The organism is Paramaledivibacter caminithermalis DSM 15212, from assembly GCF_900142245.1.
In the GTDB taxonomy this organism is placed as follows: Bacteria; Bacillota; Clostridia; order Peptostreptococcales; family Caminicellaceae; genus Paramaledivibacter; species Paramaledivibacter caminithermalis.
The window spans coordinates 1-1,345 of the sequence record NZ_FRAG01000148.1 but is presented as its reverse complement, the minus strand read 5'-3'; the positions used below and the strand labels follow the sequence as shown (position 1 = coordinate 1,345).

Annotated in this window: 2 protein-coding genes; both read right to left on the bottom strand. The window is 31.7% G+C overall.

Translation table 11 applies throughout. From position 1 onward, the window contains the following. Positions 1 to 263: recombinase family protein (locus tag BUB36_RS18960; protein WP_131821389.1), on the bottom strand; the 263-nt coding region annotated here is incomplete at its 3' end. A gap of 14 nt (positions 264 to 277) precedes the next feature. Further along, positions 278 to 1,345: recombinase family protein (locus BUB36_RS18955; RefSeq protein ID WP_207550863.1), on the bottom strand; the 1,068-nt coding region annotated here is incomplete at its 5' end.

Here is a 1,345-nt window from a genome sequence, read left to right as displayed (position 1 = left end):
TGAATCATTCTGTTAAACTGAGCTCTATATTTTGTGTTGGTTCCAGTTATACCTTCGTCTGCATATATTCCTGCATACTCCCAATCCGGTCTTTTTCTAATATAATCCTCATAATAAGTAACCTGAGCCTCATAACTTAAAAGCTGTTCATCAGTATCTGTACTAACCCTACAGTAAGCACATACTCTCTTCTTTGTTTCTTTTGGTAATCCTTTAATCACTGCTATAGGTTTGGCAGGAATTATCGATACTTTTTTAGCCATTTAAAAACCCTCCTTTATAACAAACCATTTTTCCCTCTTTTCTTAATAAATTTTTCCTCTAGTAAAATTCCATTTTTGAGTTCAAAACAGATATGGTTTGGCGCTTTAACTAATACTCTTTCTACTAAAGCTTTAAAAACATCATCATCAAAGTCTGTAAGTAAGCCATCATAGTTATTAAAGAAATTTTGTATTTCATCCATTCTAAGCTGTAGCTCTTGTTTGTTTTGTTTATAAGCTGAATTATCTAAATGAATTTTCTTTAACTTATCCAGCTGATTCTTAAGATGACTATAATCTTTTTCATAATCTTCTGTGGTAATCTTTCCCTCTATTTGAAAGCGTATAAGCTTTTTAATTTCCTCGGTAATGTTTTTAATTTCTTTTTCTACTTCGAGTTTTTCATCATTTCTATCTCCCAATCCCTTTTCTAGATTTGTCATAAAGCTAGATAAAAACTGCTCTCTATTCGTATAAAATCTATTAAAAGCCCTTACAAAAACTGCTTTTAGAGTCAAATCATCAATAGCCTTCATGCTACAACCATTTTTCCCTTCCTTTATATAAGTACTGCATTGCCACACTATTTGTTTGTTTGGTGATTTGCTGTTCCAAGTTCTTCTTTTAAAAACTCCACCACAATTGCCACATATAATCTTTCCGCTAAAAGCGTATCTTTTATTGTATTTATGCCTTTTTTCAGGAATATTTCCGTATTCAGTAGCCCTTTTAGCCATTATTTCCTGTACCCTATCAAAATCTTGTTTTGATATGATTGGTTCATGATGATTCTTGATTAAATACTTTGGACTTTCACCATCATTTCGTTTTCTTTTATGGGTAAGATAATCAACTGTAACTGTTTTTTGCAGTAACGCATCACCATAGTATTTTTCATTACTAAGAATTACTTTTATACTGCTTTCTTGCCACTTTTCTTTGCCTGTTACGGTTTTAATCCCATCTCTTTCTAGCCCTTTCTTTATCTCACCCATACTTTTTCCATTAAGGTACTCTCTATAAATTCTCTTTACTATTTCAGCTTCTTTTGGATTTATTACAAGTCTTCCTTCATCATTAAG